The sequence below is a fragment of the uncultured Stenotrophomonas sp. genome (genome assembly GCF_963519125.1).
In the GTDB taxonomy this organism is placed as follows: Bacteria; Pseudomonadota; Gammaproteobacteria; order Xanthomonadales; family Xanthomonadaceae; genus Stenotrophomonas.
Map to the genome: position 1 here is coordinate 24,623 of NZ_CAUQLJ010000019.1, position 18,493 is coordinate 43,115.

At 67.1% G+C, this 18,493-nt stretch carries 14 protein-coding genes; 9 read left to right on the forward strand and 5 right to left on the reverse strand.

Annotation, left to right across the window (positions count from 1 at the left end; translation table 11 throughout):
* Window positions 1-70 precede the first annotated feature (70 nt).
* The 8 genes from RYM47_RS15405 (at window position 71) to RYM47_RS15440 (ending at window position 12,940) form a co-directional block, all read left to right on the forward strand.
* On the forward strand, window positions 71-2,137 hold the full coding sequence (locus RYM47_RS15405; protein ID WP_315388920.1) for a TonB-dependent copper receptor: 2,067 nt from the start codon (window positions 71-73) through the stop codon (window positions 2,135-2,137).
* 402 nt (window positions 2,138-2,539) lie between these two features.
* Window positions 2,540-3,730 (forward strand): efflux RND transporter periplasmic adaptor subunit, encoded by a 1,191-nt coding sequence (locus RYM47_RS15410; RefSeq protein ID WP_315388922.1) that lies wholly within the window; start codon window positions 2,540-2,542, stop codon window positions 3,728-3,730.
* Window positions 3,727-6,852: an efflux RND transporter permease subunit gene (locus RYM47_RS15415; protein WP_315388924.1), complete on the forward strand. Its 3,126-nt coding sequence runs from the start codon at window positions 3,727-3,729 to the stop codon at window positions 6,850-6,852. Before RYM47_RS15410 ends, RYM47_RS15415 begins: the two co-directional genes overlap by 4 nt.
* Complete coding sequence (locus RYM47_RS15420) at window positions 6,845-7,384, forward strand: GNAT family protein (RefSeq protein WP_315388926.1); 540 nt, start codon at window positions 6,845-6,847, stop codon at window positions 7,382-7,384. The genes RYM47_RS15415 and RYM47_RS15420 overlap by 8 nt, the downstream gene beginning before the upstream one ends.
* Window positions 7,385-7,564: 180 nt before the next feature.
* Window positions 7,565-9,082: an alanine/glycine:cation symporter family protein gene (locus RYM47_RS15425; RefSeq protein ID WP_315388928.1), complete on the forward strand. Its 1,518-nt coding sequence runs from the start codon at window positions 7,565-7,567 to the stop codon at window positions 9,080-9,082.
* A gap of 52 nt (window positions 9,083-9,134) precedes the next feature.
* Window positions 9,135-9,908, forward strand: a complete 774-nt coding sequence (locus tag RYM47_RS15430) for a TrmH family RNA methyltransferase (RefSeq protein WP_315388979.1) — start codon at window positions 9,135-9,137, stop codon at window positions 9,906-9,908.
* A gap of 556 nt (window positions 9,909-10,464) precedes the next feature.
* Window positions 10,465-11,460 carry a hypothetical protein gene (locus RYM47_RS15435; protein ID WP_315388930.1) on the forward strand — a complete coding sequence of 332 codons (996 nt, stop codon included), beginning with the start codon at window positions 10,465-10,467 and terminating at the stop codon, window positions 11,458-11,460.
* Between the two features lie 34 nt (window positions 11,461-11,494).
* Window positions 11,495-12,940 carry an alanine/glycine:cation symporter family protein gene (locus tag RYM47_RS15440; protein ID WP_315388981.1) on the forward strand — a complete coding sequence of 482 codons (1,446 nt, stop codon included), beginning with the start codon at window positions 11,495-11,497 and terminating at the stop codon, window positions 12,938-12,940.
* Between the two features lie 52 nt (window positions 12,941-12,992).
* Here RYM47_RS15440 and RYM47_RS15445 read toward each other — a convergent pair whose 3' ends face one another.
* The 4 genes from RYM47_RS15445 to RYM47_RS15460 all read right to left on the reverse strand — a co-directional run bounded on the left by RYM47_RS15445 (window position 12,993) and on the right by RYM47_RS15460 (window position 16,108).
* Complete coding sequence (locus RYM47_RS15445) at window positions 12,993-14,414, reverse strand: M28 family peptidase (RefSeq protein ID WP_315388932.1); 1,422 nt, start codon at window positions 14,412-14,414, stop codon at window positions 12,993-12,995.
* Between the two features lie 186 nt (window positions 14,415-14,600).
* Window positions 14,601-15,005 (reverse strand): large-conductance mechanosensitive channel protein MscL, encoded by a 405-nt coding sequence (gene mscL / locus RYM47_RS15450; protein WP_102945209.1) that lies wholly within the window; start codon window positions 15,003-15,005, stop codon window positions 14,601-14,603.
* A gap of 58 nt (window positions 15,006-15,063) precedes the next feature.
* Window positions 15,064-15,771, reverse strand: coding sequence for a fumarylacetoacetate hydrolase family protein (locus tag RYM47_RS15455; protein ID WP_315388935.1), 708 nt, complete (start codon window positions 15,769-15,771; stop codon window positions 15,064-15,066).
* A gap of 61 nt (window positions 15,772-15,832) precedes the next feature.
* A complete protein-coding gene (locus RYM47_RS15460; protein WP_070207477.1) occupies window positions 15,833-16,108 on the reverse strand; it encodes a hypothetical protein in 276 nt (91 codons plus the stop codon).
* Window positions 16,109-16,285: 177 nt separating this feature from the next.
* On the opposite strand from RYM47_RS15460, the gene RYM47_RS15465 reads away from it, so the two are divergent.
* Window positions 16,286-16,642: a Rieske 2Fe-2S domain-containing protein gene (locus tag RYM47_RS15465; protein ID WP_315388936.1), complete on the forward strand. Its 357-nt coding sequence runs from the start codon at window positions 16,286-16,288 to the stop codon at window positions 16,640-16,642.
* On the opposite strand, the gene RYM47_RS15470 is transcribed toward RYM47_RS15465, so the two are convergent.
* On the reverse strand, window positions 16,626-18,473 hold the full coding sequence (locus tag RYM47_RS15470) for an SLC13 family permease (RefSeq protein ID WP_315388938.1): 1,848 nt from the start codon (window positions 18,471-18,473) through the stop codon (window positions 16,626-16,628). The genes RYM47_RS15465 and RYM47_RS15470 overlap by 17 nt on opposite strands.
* Window positions 18,474-18,493: the final 20 nt, after the last annotated feature.

The window sequence follows — 18,493 nt, forward strand, 5'->3', positions numbered from 1 at the left end:
GCCGACATCTTTTCCTGCCGCGCGACGCCTTGAAGGCGCCGTGCGCCTGTGCGTTTTCCGGAGTTCCAACATGATGCCTGCTTCCCGCAGCGCGGGCGCACTGACGCGCCTGTCTGTTTCGCTGTCCCTGGCGCTTGCCGCGCTGCCCCTGCACGCCGCCGAACGCGACGATGCCCGTACCCTCGATACGATGGTGGTCACTGCCAGCGCGCCGTCCTCGCCGCTGCACTGGGTCACCGACCCACGCCTGCCGCGCCAGCCGGTCCCGGCCAGTGACGGTGCCGACTACCTCAAGACCGTGCCCGGCTTCGCCGCCATCCGCAACGGCGGCACCAACGGCGATCCCGTGCTGCGTGGCATGTTCGGTTCGCGCCTGAACATCGTCAGCAACGAAGGCAACCTGATCGGCGCCTGTCCCTCGCGCATGGACAACCCGCTGTCCTACATCGCGCCGGAAACCTTCGACCGGCTCACCATCATCAAGGGCCCGCAGAGCGTGCGCTGGGGCGCAGGCGCCTCGGCCGGCACCGTACGTTTCGAGCGCGACACCCCGCGTTTCGACGCGCCGGGCATCGACCTCGACGCCAGCGCACTGGTCGGTTCGCGCAACCGCAACGACCAGGTGCTCGACCTCACCGCCGGGGCCTCGCAGGGTTACGTGCGGGTCAACGGCAACCGCTCCGAAGCGGACGACTACAGGGACGGCAACGGCGACGTGGTCCCCTCGAAATGGCGTAAGTGGAACAGCGACGTCGCCGTCGGCTGGACCCCTGACGCCGACACCGTGCTGGAACTTTCCGCCGGTACCGGTGACGCCCTCGCGCGCTACGCCGGTCGCGGCATGGACGGCGCCGCCTTCAAGCGCACCAGCTACGCCGCGCGCTTCGAGCGCGACAACCTGCCCGGTGCGTGGGACACGCTGCAGGCCAACGTGTACTACAACGACGCCGACCACGTCATGGACAACTACACCCTGCGCGACCCCAACCCGAACAGCAGCATGCCGATGCCGATGGCCTCCAACGTCGACCGACGCACCACTGGCGGGCGCATCGCCTCGGAATGGCGCTGGCAGCACATCGCCATCGTCGCAGGCGTGGACGCCTTGGACAGCCGCCACCGCAGCCGCAACGGCATGGGCCGCAACACCTACACACTGACACCCTGGTCCACCGACGCCCGCCAGCAGAACCGAGGCGTGTTCACCGAAATCACCTTGGGCGAAGGCACCTCCCAGCGCTGGGTCGGCGGCCTGCGCATCGACCGCGCCGAAGTCACCGACGAACGCGCCACCAGCGGCATGGGCATGATGCCGATGCCCAACCCCACCGCCGGGCAGACCCGGCGCGAGGACCTGGGCAGCGGCTTCCTGCGTTTCGAGCGGGACTACAGCAGCGCGCTCACCGCGTACGCCGGTCTCGGCCACAGCGAGCGCATGCCCGACTACTGGGAGCTGTTCTCGCCGGACATGGGCCCGGCCGGCAGCATCAACGCCTTCAGCGCGGTGCAGCCGGAGAAGACCACCCAGCTCGACATCGGCCTGCAATACCGCGACGCGCGCATGAACGCCTGGGTGTCGGCCTACGCCGGGCGCATCCAGGACTACATCCTGTTTACCTACCGCGACGGCGGCATGATGGGCAGCACCGCCCAGGCCAGCAACGTCGACGCCCGCATCGCCGGCGCCGAAGCCGGTGCCGAATTCGCGCTTGGCCGGGGCTGGAAGCTCGGCGGCACCCTGGCCTACGCCTGGGGCGAAAACCGCAGCGACGGCGGCCCGTTGCCGCAGATGCCGCCCCTCGAAGCGCGCCTGAGCGGCGGCTGGGAAGGCCAGCGCTGGAGCGCCGGCGCCCTGCTGCGCGCAGTCTCCCACCAGCACCGCGTGGCGGAAGGCGAGGGCAACGTCGTCGCCCGCGACCTCGGCCCCAGCGCCGGCTTCGCCACGTTCGCATTGAATGCGGCCTATCGTTTCAACGACGCGCTCAAACTCAGCGCCGGCATCGACAACCTGTTCGACCGCGCCTACAGCGAACACCTCAACCTTGCCGGCAGCGCGGATTTCGGCTTCCCGGCAGACCCGGTCCGCATCAACGAACCGGGCAGGACGCTGTGGATGAAGGTGAATTACATGTACTGACGGCGGAAGTGTCCGCGTCCGTGATCAACGGCGCGGGCCTCGCACGGGTAGGGTCGGTTCCCAAACGACCGCACGGGAAGGTGATCGGCACGGTGACGCATGGACCTGGACGGCAACGGCGTTTTTTCGTTCGGAGGTCATGCGTTACCGTGCCGATGGGATATATCGGCAGTCGTTTGGGAACCGACCCTACCGCCCTGGCATCCCTTCCGGGCCCAACCTCCGCCCCGACGTAATCCGACACGCGCTGACACACGCCGTTACACGTCGGAAAACCCCCAGCACGAAAGGGGTTGCGCATGTCACCCGCCGATGTGAAGGGGCCGGTAAACGCTTGGCACATATACCCGACAGCCCCGGTGGCTACACTTGCCGGTCAAGAAAGATCAAGGGTTGTTTTTCATGTCGGGACGCATCATCGCGCGCATCGTAGCTGGCCTCGGCCTGGTCATCCTGGCCGGGTGCGGCGGCGGCAAAGGCGAGAACGCCCGCCAGCAGGCCGAAGTCGTCCCGGTGACCACCCAGGTCGTCCAGACCTCCGCGTGGAGCGATACCCTGCAGGCGCTTGGCACCGCCAAGGCCCGCGAATCGGTGACCGTCACCGCCAAGGTCAGCGAAATCATCGAAGCCGTCCATTTCGACAGCGGCCAGCAGGTCTCCGCCGGCACCCCCCTGGTCACCCTGCGCGGCCAAGCCCAGGAAGCGGCGCTCGTCCAGGCCCAGGCGACGTTTGCCGAAGCCGACCAGCTTTACAAGCGCCAGCGCGAACTGGCCTCCCAGCAGCTCGTCGCCAGCGCCACCCTCGATACCCAGCGCGCCATCCGCGATGCCGCCGAAGCCCGCGTCCGCGAAATGCAGTCCGACATCGGCGACCGCCGCGTCCGTGCACCGTTCGCCGGCGTGCTCGGCATCCGCCAGGTCAGCGAAGGCTCTCTGGTCACCCCCACCACCGTCATCGCCACCCTCGACGACATCGAACGCATGCACGTCGACTTCCAGGTCCCCGAAGCCGAACTCGCTTCGCTGGCCAAGGGCGACAAGGTCAGCGCCACCAGCGTCGCCTACCCGGGCCGCACCTTCGAAGGCGAAGTCGCCACCATCGACACCCGCGTCGACCCCGGCACCCGCGCCGTCACCGTCCGCGCCGACTTCATCAACGCCGACCACGCCCTGCGTCCCGGCATGCTGCTCGACGTGCGCATGTTCCGCCCCGAGCGCCAGGCGCTGGTCATTCCCGAAATCGCCGTCGTCCAGGTTGGCCGCGACTCCTTCGTCTACCGCGTCAAACCCGACCACACGGTCGAACGGGTCGACGTGGTCAGCGGCGCGCGCCGCTCCGGTGTCGTCGAGATCCGCGAAGGCCTCAAGGCCGGCGAGCGCATCGTCGTCGACGGCACCGGCAAGCTGCGCCCCGGCCTGAAGGTCGAAGACAGTGCCGCCCCCGCGCCGGGCAATGCGCCGACCGCAGCGCCTGCGGATGCACCGGCACCGGCACCGGCTGAAAAGGCCACCGATCCGGCGCCGGCCGGCACCGTCCGCAGCCCGGTCAGTGCCACCACCGCACCGGCGGCCGCCACGGGCACCGCCGGATGAAACTCTCCAACATCTCCATCCAGCGGCCGGTGTTCGCCGTAGTGATGAGCCTGCTGCTGGTGGTGCTCGGCATCATGTCGTTCACCCGCCTGACCCTGCGCGAACTGCCAGCGATCGACCCGCCTATCGTCTCGGTCTCGGTCGACTACACCGGCGCCTCCGCCGCCGTCATCGAAAGCCGCATCACCCAGGTGCTGGAAGATGCCCTGGCCGGCATCGAAGGCATCGACACCATCAACGCGCGCAGCTCCAACGGCCGCTCGCAGGTCAGCATCGAATTCACCTCCAACCGCGACATCGAAGCGGCCGCCAACGACGTGCGCGACGCCGTCAGCCGCGTCGCCGACCGCATGCCCGAAGAGGCGCGCCCGCCCGAAATTGCCAAGGTCGAGAGCGACGCCGACCCGATCATCTGGTTCAACATGACCTCCTCCAGCATGAACACGCTGGAGCTGAGCGACTACGCCGACCGTTACGTGGTCGACCGCTTCTCCAGCCTCGACGGCGTCGCCCAGGTCCGCATCGGTGGCCGCCAGCGCTACGCCATGCGCATCTGGCTCGACCGCGACCAGCTCGCCGCACGCGGCCTCACCGTCGGTGACGTCGAAACCGCACTGCGCAACGAAAACGTCGAACTGCCGGCCGGCCGCATCGAATCGGCCGACCGCGACTTCACCCTGCGCGTCGAACGCAACTACGTAAAGCCCGAAGACTTCGCCACCATCCCGCTCGGCAAGGGCAGCGACGGCTACGTCGTGCGCATGGGCGACGTCGCGAAGATCGAACTGGCCTCGTCCGAGCGCCGTGCCTACTACCGCAGCAACGGCGAACCCGGCATCGGCCTGGGCATCGTCAAGACCTCCACGGCCAACTCGCTCGACGTGGCCCGCACCGCCCGCGCCGAAGCCGAGCGGGTAGGGCAGACCCTGCCCGAAGGCACCCACATCTTCGTCGCCTTCGACAACACGACCTTCATTGAAGCCGCAGTCGACCGCGTTTACGCCACCCTGGTAGAAGCGATGCTGCTGGTGCTGGTGGTGATCTGGCTGTTCCTGGGCAGTTTCCGCGCCGCGCTGATCCCGGCCGTGACCGTCCCGGTCTGCCTGGTCGCCGCCTTCATCGCCCTGTATGCCTTCGGCTTCTCGATCAACCTGCTCACCCTGCTGGCGCTGGTGCTGTGTATCGGCCTGGTGGTCGACGACGCCATCGTCGTGGTCGAAAACGTGCAACGGCGCATCGACCTCGGCGAACCGCCACTGGTCGCCTCCAAGCGCGGTACCGCGCAGGTGGCGTTCGCGGTTATCGCCACCACCGCCGTGCTGGTCGCGGTGTTCCTGCCGGTCGGCTTCCTCGAGGGCAACACGGGTCGCCTGTTCCGCGAGCTTGCGGTGGCCTTGGCCTCGGCGGTTGCGCTGTCGGCGTTCGTCTCGCTGACACTTACCCCGATGATGGCATCCAAGCTGCTCAAGCCGCACACCGGTCAGGCGCCGAAGGGTCTGCATGGGCTGATCAACCGCAATCTGGACCGCGTCTCGGCTGCCTACGGGCGCGTGCTCGACGCCCACGTCGGCAAGATCTGGGTGTACGTCGCGGTGATGGTGCTGTCGCTGGCCGCCAGCGCACTGCTGCTCAAGGTGTTGCCCTCGGAACTGGCCCCGGCCGAAGACCGTGGCTCGTTCCAGATCATGATCGACGGCCCGGAAGGCGCCGGCTACGACTACACCGTCGGCCAGGTCCAGGAAGTGGAAAAGATCGTCGCCGGGTTCGTCGGCGAAGACAAACCCATCGTGCGCGCCAACCCGCGCGTGCCCGGTGGTTTCGGTGCCAGCGAGGAAATGCACACCGGCCGCATCAGCGTGTTCCTGCAGCCGTGGCGCGAACGCACCACCGATACCCCGGAAGTCGCGGCCGAACTGCAGAAGAGCCTGGATGGCATCCGCGGCGTGCGCGTGCGCACGCAGGTGGGCGGCGGCCTGGTCCGCAGTGGCGGCCAACCGTTCCAGATCGTGCTGGGCGGCCCCGAGTACGCGGAGATCGCCGGCTGGCGCGACCGCATGCTCGAACGCATGGCGGCCAACCCGGGCCTCGTTGGTCCGGACTCGGACTACAAGGAAACCCGCCCGCAGATGCGGGTGAACATCGACCGCCAGCGTGCGGCGGACCTCGGCGTCTCGGTCACCGCGATCGGTTCGGCGCTGGAAACCATGATGGGCTCGCGCCGCGTCACTACCTTCGTCGACAACGGCGAAGAGTACGACGTGCTGGTCCAGGCGGGTCGCGAAGGCCGTGCCAGCCCTGACGATCTGGCCGCCATCCGCGTGCGTGCGAACAGTGGCGAACTGGTGCCGCTGTCCAACCTGGTCACGCTCAGCGAAGTGGCCGAAGCGGGCAACCTCAACCGCTTCAACCGCCTGCGCTCGATCACCATCAGCGCCGGCCTGGCCCCGGGCTACCCGCTCGGTGAAGCCATCGCCTGGGCCCAGCAGACGGCCCGCGAAGAACTGCCGCAGCACGCGCAGATCGACTGGAAGGGCGAATCGCGCGAGTACCAGAACGCCGGCAGCGCGGTGCTTTTGACCTTCGCGATGGCCCTGCTGGTGGTTTACCTGGTGCTGGCCGCGCAGTTCGAAAGCTTCATCCACCCGCTGGTGATCATGCTCACCGTGCCGCTGGGCGTGCTCGGCGCGTTGCTGGGCCTGTACGTGAGTGGAGGCACGATCAACCTGTTCAGCCAGATCGGCATCGTCATGCTGGTCGGCCTGGCGGCGAAGAACGGTATCCTGATCGTCGAGTTCGCCAACCAGCTGCGCGACGAAGGCCGCGACGTACACCGCGCCATCGTCGAATCGTGCATGGTGCGCCTGCGCCCGATCCTGATGACCTCCATCGCCACCGTGGTCGGCGCGATCCCGCTGGTGGTGGCCGGTGGCCCCGGTTCGGCCAGCCGTGGCACGATCGGCATCGTGATCATCTTCGGCGTGACCCTCTCCACCTTCCTGTCGCTGTTCGTGGTGCCGGCGTTCTACGCGCGGCTGGCCCCGTACACCCGTTCGCCTGAAGCGGTGAAGCGCGAGCTGGAGAAGCAGGAAGCCGAGTCGCCCTCGGTGGGTGGCCATGCTTGATCCGACCACTTTGCTGCGGGGCGATGGCTTCCAGCTGCGCCCCTGGCGCGCGGATGATCTGGAATCGCTGCTGCGCCATGCCAACGACGCCGAGGTGTCGCGGGGCCTGCGTGATCGCTTCCCGTACCCGTACACGCGCGAGGATGGCGAGGCCTTCCTCGCTGGCCGCGTACTGGCCCCCGGCACCCTGAACCTGGCCATCGAGATCGACGGCCAGGCCTGCGGCAGCGTCGGCGCCCAGCAGGGTGTGGCCGAGCGCGGACACATGGCCGAGCTGGGCTACTGGCTGGGCCAGGCCTACTGGGGCCGGGGCCTGATGACCCGGGTGGTCGGCCTGTTCGCGCCGTGGGTGATGGACGAACTGCGCCTGTTCAGGCTGCAGGCCGGGGTGGTCGACTTCAACCTCGGCTCGGCACGGGTACTGGAAAAGAACGGCTTCCAGGAAGAGGGCGTGGATCGCTGCGCGATCTACAAGCGGGGTGAGCTGCACGACCTGCGCCGCTTCGCCCGGGTGCGCACGCAGCTGCCCTGAACGCGCGGGCGGGCCGCTGTAGAGCCGAGCCCATGCTCGGCTGCCCTCGGGGGCCCAAGTCGAGCATGGGCTCGGCTCTACAAAACAGCGCTACCGCAGCGGCCTTCGATCAGGGAGAATCGACCGGTCCCCTCCAGCCGACGGGACGTCCTTACAACCCGCCGACTGGAGAGAGCGCGCGTGGAAGCTACCGTACATTTCATCAACAGCATCATCTGGAGCAAGGCACTGATCTTCATGTGCCTGGCCGCCGGCCTGTTCTTCAGCCTGCGCACGCGCTTCATGCAGATCCGTGGTTTCGTCGAGATGTGCCGCCTCACCGTCAAGGGTGAGAAATCCGACGCCGGCGTGTCCTCGTTCCAGGCCCTGGCCATGTCGATGGCCGGCCGCATGGGCATCGGCAACATCGCCGGCGTGGCCACCGCCATCGCCTTCGGCGGCCCCGGTGCCATCTTCTGGATGTGGGTGATGGGCTTCCTCGGCGCGTCCACCTCGTACGTGGAATGCACCCTGGCGCAGATCTACAAGACCAAGGACGCCGAAGGCCGCTACCGCGGTGGCCCGGCGTACTACATCGAAAAGGCCATGGGCCTGAAGTGGTACGCGCTGGCCTTCGCCATCGCCACGATCATCGCCGCCGGCTTCCTGATGCCGGGCGTGCAGGCCAATGCCATCGCCGACAGCATCATCAACGCCTGCCGTGGCACCGCGCTGTGCGGCCCGCTGGATGGCCAGGCCTTCGGCATGGAGTCGGTGCAGGCGCTGAAGCTGGGCATCGGCATCGTGGTCGCGCTGCTGTTGGGCGTGGTGATCTTCGGTGGCGTCAAGCGCATCGCCAACTTCGCCGAAGTGGTGGTGCCGTTCATGGCCGCCGGTTTCATCCTGATGGCCATCGTCATCATGATCATCAACTACGACCGCGTGCCGGAAATGTTCGGCATCATCTTCAAGAGCGCCTTCGGCACCCACGCCGCGTTCGGCGCGATGATGGGCCTGGCAGTGGAGTGGGGCATCAAGCGCGGCATCTACGCCAACGAAGCCGGCCAGGGCTCGGGCCCGCATGCTGCAGCCGCCTCGGAAGTCTCGCACCCGGCCAAGCAGGGCTACGTGCAGGCCTTCGCCATCTACTTCGACACCATGATGGTGTGCACCGCCACCGCGTTCCTGATCCTGGCCAGCGGCACCTACAATGTGTACTCGCCGGTGCCCGGCGCCGCGCCGATCTTCCAGGGCCTGGCCGGCATCCCGGAAGGCGCAGGCTACGCGCAGGCCGGCGTTGAAGCCGTGCTGCCGGGCTGGGGCTCGGCGTTCGTGTCCATCGCCATCTTCTTCTTCGCCTTCACCACCATCATGGCGTACTACTACATGGCCGAGACCAACCTCAGCTATGTGAACCACAACAAGAAGCGCCCGCTGACCGTGCTGCTGCTGCGCCTGGGCATCATCGGCATGGTGGTGTTCGGCGCGTTCCACAATGCCACCCTGGCCTGGGCGCTGGGTGACATCGGCGTGGGCCTGATGGCCTGGCTGAACATCATTGCCATCCTCATCATCCAGAAGCCGGCCATGCTGGCCCTGCGTGATTACGAACGACAGAAGAAGCTCGGCCTCGATCCGATCTTCGACCCCGATGCCCTGGGCATCAAGAACGCCGATTTCTGGCGTCAACGCAAGCTGGAGCCGTCCCGTAGTGAATGATCCCTGGAAAAACGCCCGCCGCCCGTCGTCGCGACCGCCGCGGGCCACCCCGCTGCCGCCGCGCGAAGGCGGCACCCCGCCACCGCCGGGGCGCGGCAATGACGAGCTGCGCCTGTACGGCTGGAATGCCGTGCAGGCCCTGTTCGAACGTCGGCCGCAGGCACTGCGCAAGCTGTACCTGGCCGAAGCACTGATCCCGCGCCTGCAGCCGCTGTTGAAGTGGTGCGTGGCCAACCGCGTGGGTTATCGCGTGGTGGAGGAGGGCGACCTCAACAAGCTCGCCGCCACCACCCACCATGAAGGCGTGGTCGCCGACGTGCTGCGCGCGCCGATGCTGTCGCTGGCCGAGTGGATGGCCGATCTTCCCGGCGACAAGCCGGTGCTGGCGCTGTGGCTGGACGGCGTGGGCAATCCGCACAACTTCGGCGCGATCCTGCGTTCGGCCGCGCACTTCGGTGTGGCCGGGCTGCTGCTGCCGCCCGATGCCACGCTGGCGCTGTCCGGCGCGGCTGCGCGGGTTGCCGAAGGCGGTGCGGAAGCCGTGCCGCTGGTGCGACTGCCGGCATTGCCGCAGGCCATGGACGAGCTGCGCGCCGCGGGCTTCGGCCTCGCTGCGACGCTGGTTGAAGGCGGCGACAACCTGTTCCAGGCCACGCTGCCAGCGCGGCTGGTGTACGTGATGGGTGCCGAAGGCGAGGGCATGGATCGCGAACTGGCACAGGCCTGCGACATGCAGGTCTCGATCCCGGGCAGCGGTGCGGTGGAAAGTTTGAACGTTGCTTCGGCAACGGCGGTGTTGTTGTCGCACTGGTACGCGCAACGGTAATTCGGGGTAACGCAGACGCGCGCTGCCCCACGCGATGTGATCGACTTCTCCAATGAAGTCGCGCTTACAACGGATTCGGATTTTTCGGATGGTGCACAGCGTTCGCGCTGCGTCACAGTCAAGAGCGGCACTGCACTGCGTAGGTGAGGAGAGACACCCACCCAGTGCGGCGCCGTTGTCCGGATCACGGTCTGTCCGTGGCGCTCACCGCGTGGGGTGTGACGAATCCCGGTAGCCCGGCCCTCTGGCCGGGCTTTTTTTATGGCTGTCGTAACCGCACCGGCGAAAAGCGACAGCATCGCGCAGTGCGCAGGGTTTTCGTCACCCCCTCAAGCGCGTCGTTTCGCGCGGCTTTCGATGGAATTCCGGTAGCGCGTCCAGCGTGCGCCACAAGGTCAAAGCCACCGTTGGCGTGATAGGCATTTTCGTGCGTGCGTTCGCGCACAGAACACGATATTCGCGCGATTTACCGATTTTTCCGAGATTGCTTCCTGTGCAGATTGCCGGTGCGGCGGGTTGGCCTGCCGCACCACCCCTGTCACCCCGGAGGCAATCCATGACGCTTTTCCCGCTGCGTTCCCTGCGCCCTGTTTCTTTCGCCCTGATCGCCGGCCTGTGCCTGCCCGCCATTGCGTCCGCCGACGAGCGCACGCTGGACGGCGTCAACTTCATGGGGCCGCTGATCACCCCCAACCCGGCGGGCATGCCCAAGGGCAATCTCTTCGTCGAGCCGTACCTGGTGCGGATCAACAGCGACAGCCACTTCGACGGCGACGGCCGACGCCACGACAGCGACGGCCGCAGCAGCGCGTGGCTGACCGTGGTGCCGATCGCCTACGGCCTGGGCCAGCGGGTCACCGCGCAGGTCAACCTGAGCGCCTCGCGTGCCGAGACCGGCAGCGAACGCAGCCGTGGCTTCCGCGCTGGCGACACCACCGCCATGGTCCAATACCTGCTGCAGGCGCCCAATGCCGACGGCACCCGCCCGGCCATCTCGGTATCGCTGAGCCAGCGCTACGCCACCGGCAGCTATGACCGCATCGACGGCAACCCGCTCAACGCCCAGGGCGACGGCGTACAGCGCACCACCTTCGGGCTGGGCATGCAGCAGGTGGTGTGGCTGCCCAACGGCCGCCCGCTGCGCTGGCGCAGCCAGCTCAGTGCCAGCCCCGCGCCCGCGCGCGTGGCGATCAACGACCACAGCGTGTACGGCACCCCCGAAGGCTTCCGTGGCAGCTTCGCGCCCGGCTCGCTGATCGGCCTGTCCGCCGCCGGTGAGTACAGCTTCAATTCGAAGTGGGTCGGCGTGATGGAGTTCGCGGTCAGCCGCCAGAGCGAACGTCACCTGAGCGGCTACGCCGCCGACGCCGACGGCGCCATGCAGCGCATCGACGAACGCCGTCCCGGCAGCCGCAACGTCACCCTGGCGCCGGCCGTGCAGTACCACTTCAGCCCCAGCGTCGGTCTGATCGCCGGTGTCGAGTTCACCGTGGCTGGCCGCAACACCGGCAGCTACGTCAATCCGCAGATCGCGTTGGGCATGTTCTTCTGATGCGCGCGCTGCAAGGGAGTGATCCATGTTCGATATGACCCTTGAAAAGACCGTGGCCCAGCTGCTGGGTATCGTCTGGAGTCCGGCACTGGTCGGCCTGTGCCTGCTGGTCGGACTGTACTTCAGCGTGCGCACCCGCTTCATCCAGCTGCGCGGTCTGCCTGAGATGCTCAAGCTCATGTTCCAGGGCCGCAGCTCGGCCGCCGGGGTGTCTTCGTTCCAGGCACTCAGTCTGTCGCTGTCCAGCCGCGTCGGCGTGGGCAACATCGCCGGCGTCGCCATGGCGATCGCCTACGGTGGCCCGGGCGCGATTTTCTGGATGTGGATCGTCGCGTTCCTCGGTGCGTCCAGCGCGTTCGTGGAGTCCACCCTCGCGCAGATCTACAAGCAGCGCGACAGCAACGGCATGTATCGCGGCGGTCCTGCGTACTACATCGAAAAGGGCCTGGGCAAACGCTGGTATGCGGTGCTGTTCGCGATCAGCACGGTCATCGGCTGCGGCATGCTGCTGCCTGGCACGCAGTCCAATGCCATCGTCAGTGCATTGGATGAAGCGTGGGCAGTGCCCGGCTGGATCACCGCCGCCGGTATCGGCACCGTAGTGGCCATGGTGATCTTCGGTGGCGTGCGCCGCATCGCCCAGGTGGCACAGGTGATCGTGCCGTTCATGGCGGTGGGCTACCTGCTGGTGGCAGCGGTGGTGATGGCGCTGAACCTGGATGCGGTCCCGGAAATGTTCGCCATCATCCTGCGCAGCGCGTTCGGCCAGGACGCCGCGTTCGGCGCGATGATCGGCACCGCCATCCAGTGGGGCGTGCGCCGTGGCGTGATGAGCAACGAAGCCGGCATGGGCAGCGGTGCGCATCCGGCCGCCGCCGCCGAAGTCTCGCACCCGGTCAAGCAGGGCCTGGTGCAGGCGTGTTCGGTGTACATCGACACCATGGTGGTTTGCAGCGCAACGGCGTTCCTGATCCTTTCCACCGGCGCTTACAACGTGTACGACCCGACGCTGCCGTCGCAGTTGATGGTCGCCAACGTGCCCGGTCTGGAAGCCGGACCGCGCTTCGTGCAGCAGGCGGTGGAATCGGCGTTGCCCGGCTTCGGGCGCTCGTTCATCGCGCTGGCGATCATCCCGTTCGCCTTCACCACCATCCTGGCGCTGTACTACACCGCTGAAACCAACGTGGTGTACATGGTGCGCAACCGGCACGCGCCGGTCGTGATGGCGCTGTTCCGCTGTGCCTTCATTGGCGCCATGCTGTATTCGGCGCTGAACACCGCGGAGGTGGCGTGGTCGCTGGGCGACATCGGCGTTGGCCTGATGACCTGGCTCAACGTGATCGCGTTGCTGCTGTTGCAGAAGCCGGCGTTTGCGGCATTGCGCGACTACGAGGCGTCGCGTGGCCTGGGGCAGGACCCGGTGTACCGTCCCGACCCGCACAGCGTACCGGGCTGCACGGTATGGGTGGGCGCCCGGTAAACGGTGCCCGGCGGCGAAGAGCGGATCGAAGATCCGCTCTTCGCCTCCACCCTCACTCGTTCGGCGGCGTGGTTGCCTTCGCTTCGCTGCCGAAGGTGCCGTCGGCCTCCGCCGCCAGGTAGGCGAACACCGTGTAGGCGGCCACGTTCTGCGCCAGTGCGGCCGGCTCGATCTTGTCCAGGGTGTCGTCCGCAGTGTGGTGCAGGTTGAAGTAGTCGGTCCCATCCTGCGCCAGCCACGCCCACGCGCCACCCTTGGCTGCCAGCGGGCCGATGTCCGGGCCCGGGCCGCCCTTGTCGGCGTTGTACTCGATGCCCAGCGGCTTCAGCACTTCCGCAATCTGGCGGGTTGCTTCGCGGGAGCCTTCCGGGTTCGGCGAGCCGGTGTTGAACGCATAGATGCGGCCGGCACCGAAGTCGCTCTCGGCGGCCAGCTGGTGCAGCGCGATGTCCTTGGCGTGCGCTTCGGCGTACGCCTTGCCGCCGTACAGACCCTGTTCTTCGTTGGCGAACGCCACCACGCGGATGCTGCGCTTGGGCGCCTGCTTGAGCTGGCCGATCAGGTGGCCGGCGGCCATGGTCAGGGCCACGCCCGCGCCGTCGTCGATCGCACCGGTGCCCAGGTCCCACGAATCGAGGTGGCCACCAATCACCACCACTTCCTTCGGCAGGCTGCGCCCGGTGATCTCGCCGATCACGTTGTACGAGGTGGCGGTGCCATCCCAGCCGCAATCCAGGCTCAGCTTGACCGTGGTCGGACCGAGCGCGACCAGGCGCGCCAGCTGGTTGGCATCGGGCACCGACAGCGCCGCCGACGGCACCGGGGTCAGGCCGTCATCAAAACGGGTGATGCCGGTATGCGGCACGCGATGCGAGTCGGTACCGGCCGAGCGCATCACGAAGCCCACCGCACCCTTGCGGATCGCCTCGGACGGCCCCTTGCTGCGCACCGCGCCGCCCTTGCCGTAATCGCGGCCGTCGCGGTAGGCGGTCATCTGGTAATCGACGAAAGCGATCTTGCCCTTCAGCGAGCCTTCCGGCGCGGCCTGCAGCGCGGCGAGGTCGGCAAAGCGCACCACCTCGGCCTCGACCGTGCCACCCGGGCTACCGCCGAGTGCGGTGATCGAGAGCGGCTGCGCATGCTTCCCGGTCACCGAGGCATGTTCACTGCGGCGCTCCCACTTCGGGAAGGTCACCGGCTCTTTCCACACCTTGTCGAAGCCCAGTGCCTTGAACTTGGCTTCGGCCCAGGCCACCGCGCGGGCGTCGGCTTCGCTGCCGGCAATGCGCGGGCCGATCTCGGTGGTCAGCGATTCCACCACCTTCCAGCCGGTGTCGTCCTTCAGGGCCTGTTCGCGCAGCTCGGCAGCGGTGGCCAGCGACTTCGGCGGCAGGGTGGTGGTGCCGGTCGCGGCGAACGCCGGGGCGGCCAGCAGGGCAAGGGAAGATGCGATGGCAAGAACGCGGCGACGCATGGGACGGACTCCGGGGCAACAGGGCGGAAGCCTTCGAGCTTAGCAGCCTGCCCGCGCCGCACATGGGCGCAAGGTCATGGTCCGGCGGACGCTGTATCCCAAAATGCAGAACCCCCGCAAACGCGGGGGCTCTGGTGGGGTGGAGCCGGGCTCTGCCCGGCTCGACGCACTGCCCGGATCAGCCGATCACTGCTTCAGGTTGTCCCGGATCTCACGCAGCAGCAGGATCTCTTCCTTCGGCGCAGCGGGCGCAGCTTCCTTCTTGCGCGCGATGCGGTTGATCACCTTGATCAACAGGAAGATCGCAAACGCCACGATGACGAACTGCACCAGCGTGTTCAGGAAATCGCCATAGCCGATCACCACCGCCGGGATCTCGGTGCCATCGGCGGCTACCCGCGCCGGCGCCAGCGTCCACGCCATTTCCGAGAAATCCACCCGGCCGATCAACCAGCCCAGCGGCGGCATGATGATCTTTTCGACCAGCGCGGTAACGATCTTGCCGAACGCAGCACCGATGACCACACCGACCGCCAGGTCGATGACGTTGCCACGCATGGCAAATTCCTTGAACTCAGTCAGCATTCCCATCGGGTTCTCCTGTAGCGGGGATATCAAATGACGCTGCACCATAGCGCAGCGCATGTCGTCATCCGGCGATGATGCCGTGGCGTTCGGCCACGTTTTCAAGCCGCGCGCTGAAACGGTCGCCGGGCTTCAATGCCGCAACGCCGGCCGGCGTGCCCATGAACACAAGGTCGCCGGCACGCAACGCCCACAGCTTCGACAGCTCGTGCAGGATCTCCGGCACGTTCCAGATCATCTGGTCGAGCAGCGACTGCTGGCGCACTTCGCCGTTGATCTCCAGCGAAAGATTGAGCGCGGCCAGGTCGCCGACTTCGGCGGCCGGCACCAGTTCGCTCATCGGCGCGGAATAATCAAAGCCCTTGGCCGTATCCCACGGATGGCCCTTGGCTTTCGCTGCCGCCTGCAGGTCGCGGCGGGTCAGGTCCAGGCCAACGCCGTAGCCGAACACCAGCGCCTCGGCCTGGTCCACGGGCAGCTCGCCCGCCGGCGCATCGCGGCCAATCGCCACCACCAGCTCCACTTCGTGGTGCAGGTCGTGGGTCGCAGGCGGGTAGGGGATCACATCGTCATGGCCGACCACGATCGCATCGGCCGGCTTGCTGAAGAACATCGGGCGGCCGCGATCGTCCGCCGCGGGAACCGCAGCGCCCATTTCCTTGGCATGGTCGGCGAAATTGCGGCCCACGCAGTACACGCGGCGCACCGGGAACGTACCGCCGCCGACAACCGGAATGCGGGTCGGTTCGGGCGTGGGGATTACATCAGTCATGCGCGCATCCAGAGTGAGGGATGCCCGCAGTGTAGCGCCGGGCTCTGCCCGGCAGAACACATCAACGCGACAACGGCAGCGCCTGCTTGCGCACCACGCGGTACTCGCCTTCCACCACCTGCGGGTCGGCCGCACGCGCCGCCTGCTTGCGGTTGGCCAGCAGCTTCCAGGCCACGCCGGCAATGATCATCGCCGCGCCCACGAACACACCCACGAACACCAACGCGGCGAGGATCGCCAGACCGAGCAGGCCCACCGCAACACGCACCAACGGATGGCGCGGCTTGCGCGGCGCAAACAGGGAGCGGAACTGGTTGAACTGGAAGCGGTTGTACATGGCGGTTCTTTGGCTGAAGTCAGCGAGCTGCCAGTATCCCGACACCCTTCTGTCATTGAGTGAAAAATACGTTAATCGCGACGCTCGTTCATTTGAAATCAATCACTTGTGTTCATCGCGGAGCCAGCCAGATGAGGGCGTGCGAGAATGGCGAACCCTGTGCTGGATCGTGTTGCCATGTCTGTTTCCGATGTTTCCGCCACCCCGCTGATCGCGCTGGAACGTATTACCGACGAGGGTTTTGCCGAGGTGGAAGGCTGCATCGACGGCGACCATGAGTCGCTGGTGCTTTACCGCGAAGGCGACGAGGTGCGCGGTTGGCTGAACATCTGCCCGCATGCCGGCCGTCGGCTGGACTGGGCGCCGGGGCAGTTCCTCAAGAGCAAGGCGGGCGATCTTGTGTGCGCCGCGCATGGGGCGTCGTTCTCGTTGACCGACGGCGAGTGCGTTGCGGGGCCGTGCAAGGGGGACAGGCTGCGATCCGTAGCCGTGCAGGTGCACGAGGGACAGGTGTTCCTCAGAACATCAGGTTGATCATCACCACCACCACGGCGGTGTAGATCAAGGACAAGGGCGCGCCTACGCGCCACAACTCGCGCGGGGTGTAATTCGCGGGACCGGTGATCATCGAGATCACCGGATTGGACTGCGTCATCAGGTTGTTGGACGCCGACAACGCCACGATCAGCGCGAACGCGGTCGGGCTGCCGCCGGCCGCCAGCGCCAGGTTCACTGCAATGGGCACCATCACGATGGTCGCGCCCACGTGGCTGATCACCAGCGAGAACACCGTGGTCAACAGCGCCAGCGCGATCTCAAGCACCCACACCGGAATGCCGGTGGGCAGGCGGTCGATGGTGTGCCCGGCCACCCACGCGGCCGCGCCACTGCTGTCCATCGCCCAGCCCAGCGGAATCAGCCCGGCCATCATGAACACCGTCTTCCAGTTGATCGAGGCATAGGCCTCGTCCATGCGCAGCACGCCGGTCAGCAGCATGCCGGCCACGCCGGTCATCAGCGTCAGCGCCACCGGCAGCTTGCTGGTCAGCGCGATCAGGATGGTCAGCGCGAAGATCGCCATCGCGATCTTGAACTTGTGCGGGCGCTGCTCGCCGGTCGGGTAGTCGGTCACCACCACGAAGTCACGGCTGCGCGCGGCCTGCGCCAGGTCGGTCCAGATGCTGTGGAAGACCAGCATGTCGCCGGCGCGCAGCTGCACGTCGCGCACGTCCTCGCGGATCACCTGCTTGTCGCGGTTGATCGCCAGCAGGCTGATGCCGCGCTCCTTGCGCAGGCGCAGGTCGGCGGCGCTCTTGCCGATCACGTTCGAGGTCGGCGGTACCACCGCCTCGGAAATACCGGCACGGCTCGGGTTGAACAGGTCACCCAGGTGCTTCAGGCGCGAAGACATGCGCAGGAACTGGTTCTGCGCGAAATCGTGGATCTGCTCGCGCGGGCCCATCGCACCGAGCACGCTGCCGACCCAGATGCGCATTTCCGCCGGCGGCGCCAGGCGGGTGTCGTTGCCGGTTTTCAGGGCCAGCAGCAGCGGGGCATCGTGCAGGTTCTCGGCCTCGCCCAGGGTCATGCCCACCAGCGGGCTTTCGGCACTGACCACCAGCTCGAACACATCGCCTTCGATGCCGTAGGTCTTGGCGAAGTAGCTCTCGGTGCGTGCGGGCGTGACCCCGTCGTTGACCAGGTTCTCTTCCTCGATCAGCTTGCGGTCGCCGTAGTAGCGGAAATACAGCAGCGAGGCGATCAGCAGGGCCACGCCGATCGGCAGCGGCGCGAACATGCGCAGCGGCTCGATGGTGGCCAGGCCGGAGGGCAGGTTGTTGTTGGCCGAGGCCAGCAGATCGTTGAGCAGGATCAGCGGCGAATTGCCGACCATGGTCAGCGCGCCGCCCATCACGATCGCGGCGGCGATCGGCAGCAGCAACCGCTGCAGGGTCAGCCCGGTACGCGCCGCCAGCCGCGAGGCGACCGGCAGGTACAGCGCCATCACCGACGGGTTCTGCATGAACGACGAATTCAAACCGGCAATCGCCGTGGTCATCATCAGCAGCCGGGTTTCCACCCCATGCCCGCGTCGCAGCAGCCACGCCGCGAGCCGGTTCAGCGCCCCGGTGCGGTCCAGGCCGGCGCCGAGGATGGTGGTGGCGATGATGCTCATCACCGCGTTACCGCTGAAGCCGCCGAAGATTTCCTCCGGCGCGATCAGGCCGGTCACGCCCAGGACCACCAGCACCACCAGCGCCACCACGTCGGCGCGGATGCGTTCGAACAGGAACATCGCCATCGTGAAGCCGACCAGCCCGAGAACGAGCTTCATGTCGGTGGTCAGCGTCAGCGTGGTGTCCATGGGGTGGTGCGGTTCCTTGG